The following is a 2,462-nucleotide window of genomic DNA, read 5'->3' as shown; positions in this document are numbered from 1 at the left end:
CGACCTCGGCCAGGCTCTCGGCGCGGTGCTGCGGCGCTACCTCGACGCGGCCCACGACGCCGTGGCCGAGCTACCCGGTGGACCGCGGGGGTTCCAGGTGCTGTCGCTCGCCGGTCAGGGGGAGTGCAGCAACCAGGCCACGCTCGCCGCGAGCCTGGGCATCGACCGCACCGTCATGACCTACCTGGTCGACGACCTCGAGCGCGCCGGCCTGGTGGAGCGCCGGCCGGACCCCGCTGACCGGCGAGCCCGTCAGGTCGTGCTGCGGTCGGACGGCGAGACGGTCCTGCGCGAGACGACCGATCGCATCCAGGAGGTCGAGCGCAGCGTGCTGGCCGGCCTGTCCGCCGACGAGGCCGACGTCTTCAGGTCGCTGCTGGCGCGTGTCGCGGCCGACGCACCCGCGGACCACTCGCTCTGCTCGGCCGACCCGCCGGCGTGCTGAGCGCCCTACGCTGACGCCGTGCGCGTCGATCTCTGGTGGGCCACGGTCGCCCCCGGCGAGCGGCGCCCCGGTCAGCCGCTGCTGGAGCGCGGGGCGGCCGAGCGTCTCGGCCGCGCCGACGTGGAGGTCGTGCGGACGTGCCCCGGGTGCGGCTCGAGCGGCCACGGGCAGCCGGTCGTCACCGACGAGCCCGCCCTCGGCCTGTCACTGGCGCACGCCGGTGGGCTCGCCCTCGTCGCGGTCGTGCAAGGAGCCCGGGTCGGGGTCGACCTGGAGCCGCTCGACACCGACGTCGAGCACCTGGCCGACGTCGCCCTCGGACCGCACGACGCCCCTGCACCGACGTCGTCGGCACTGCTGCGCACGTGGACCCGCAAGGAGGCCGTGCTGAAGGCGGTCGGTGTGGGGCTCGCCGCGGACCCGTCCCAGCTGGCGGTGTCCGCGGCTCACGACCCTGCGGAGCTCGTCTCGTGGTCGGTCGTCGACGTCGCCGACCCGCGGCCGGTCCACCTGGTCGACCTCGGTCCCGCGCACGGGGTGCCCGCGGGCGTGGTGGCCTCCCTGGCCGTCACTGGTACGTCACGAGGTCCGGGCGTGGTCGTACGTTCCAGGTCTGCCGGGCCGTGAGCATCGGCTCGTCCTCGTCGTGGAAGTTCTTCCAGCCCCAGTGCACGCCGTCGGGTGCTCCGCGGCGGATGGTCGCCCAGGTGCCCTTCTTGGCGGCCGGAGTGCCCTGACCGTCGACGTGGATGACGGTGGCGAGCTCCGGGTGGGTGGTCACGACCTTCGCGCGGTCCTTGATCATCGACGTCGAGAACTGGTGCAGCACGAAGAGCTTCTGCGGCAGCCGCTGCTCGCGGGTCAGCCTCGAGAGCCATGCGGAGACGCGGTTGACCTCGGCCGCCTTCACGGACCCGATCTGGCGCAGGTGCTTCTGGCCCTTCTTCAGCCGCCACTCCGGGTCGAGCGCCAGGCCCACGTGCGGCCGGAGCAGCAGCGACCGGTAGCGCTTCGCCTGGGTCAGGAAGTCGGTCCGACCCGGCTGCAGGTCGATCACCACGTACTGCCCGGCCTTCTCGGCGGCGCGCACGAGCGGCAGCAGGTCCTTCACGTCGGCCTCGGCGGAGTAGTCGCCGTCCTTGCCCTTCGATGCCGACGCGACGGTCGCGATGATCTCGAGCGCGGGCACGATCTTCGCCTTCGTCTGCGCGCGGTAGCGGTCGGCGACCCGTTCGGCACGCTTCACGGTGGCACCCACCCCCTGCTCGCCGAGGAGGCCGAGCGACGGGGTCCCCGGGTGGCCGTAGAGCGCGACGACGTGCCGACCGGGGAAGGCGAGCAGCCCGCCGCCGGGCTGCTCCAGGTTCCGCCGGACGGCCATCACCTGGTACCCGAGCCCGTGGCGGAACGGGCGTCCGAGGCCGATCACCGCCGCCTTCGGCCGGTCGCGGAGGGCCGCCACCACGTCGGGGGCGGAGCGCGGGTCGGCGTCGGGTGCGCGCAGCACGGTGGCCCCGGCCGTGCGCGCCGTCGTCACGGCGGCGCGGTTGGGACCCGGTGCGCGGGTGAGCACGACGACGTCGCGTGGCTCGACGTCCGCGCGGGGGAGGTCGTCCACGGCCGCGTCGACTGCAGCGGGTGTGGGCTCGACCTCTTGGAGCCCGGCGACGTCGGGAGCGGTGCCGATGCCGAGCACGGTGCGCGCGCCCAGGCGCTCGATCTCGGCCGGCACGGCAGGTCCGGGCAGCAGCATCGGCACGCCCAGGCGCCGCGCGGCCCGTTCGGCGAGCTGCTGGACCTCCGGGTCCGGTGACGAGAGGACCACCACCTCGGACCTGTCGAACAGGCGGCGACTCACCCCGAGGGCAGCGCTGGCCGGGGTCGGGACGTCGATGACGTCGACGCCCTTCGCAGGCGAGCGCGTGACCACCGGACCGTCCCCGGCGCCGGCGGACCGTCCACCGGTGCAGCCACCGGCCACGAGAGCCACCACGACGAGGGCAGCCGTCAGGGTCGC

At 74.6% G+C, this 2,462-nt stretch carries 3 protein-coding genes; 2 read left to right on the top strand and 1 reads right to left on the bottom strand.

The features are described from left to right. A partial coding sequence (locus ASF38_RS09280; protein ID WP_056575362.1) for a MarR family winged helix-turn-helix transcriptional regulator occupies positions 1-445 on the top strand: 445 nt, incomplete at its 5' end. An 18-nt stretch (positions 446-463) separates the two neighbouring features. After that, positions 464-1,072, top strand: a complete 609-nt coding sequence (locus ASF38_RS09275; protein ID WP_056575359.1) for a 4'-phosphopantetheinyl transferase superfamily protein — start codon at positions 464-466, stop codon at positions 1,070-1,072. On the opposite strand, the gene ASF38_RS09270 is transcribed toward ASF38_RS09275, so the two are convergent. After that, positions 1,014-2,462 (bottom strand): hypothetical protein (locus ASF38_RS09270; RefSeq protein ID WP_056575356.1); only part of this gene is annotated, 1,449 nt, incomplete at its 5' end. The two genes, ASF38_RS09275 and ASF38_RS09270, sit on opposite strands and share 59 nt — an antisense overlap.

It is taken from the genome of Aeromicrobium sp. Leaf272 (genome assembly GCF_001422865.1).
In the GTDB taxonomy this organism is placed as follows: domain Bacteria; phylum Actinomycetota; class Actinomycetes; order Propionibacteriales; family Nocardioidaceae; genus Aeromicrobium.
The sequence above is the reverse complement of the archived record's forward strand: the minus strand, read 5'-3'. Positions and strand labels throughout refer to the sequence as shown.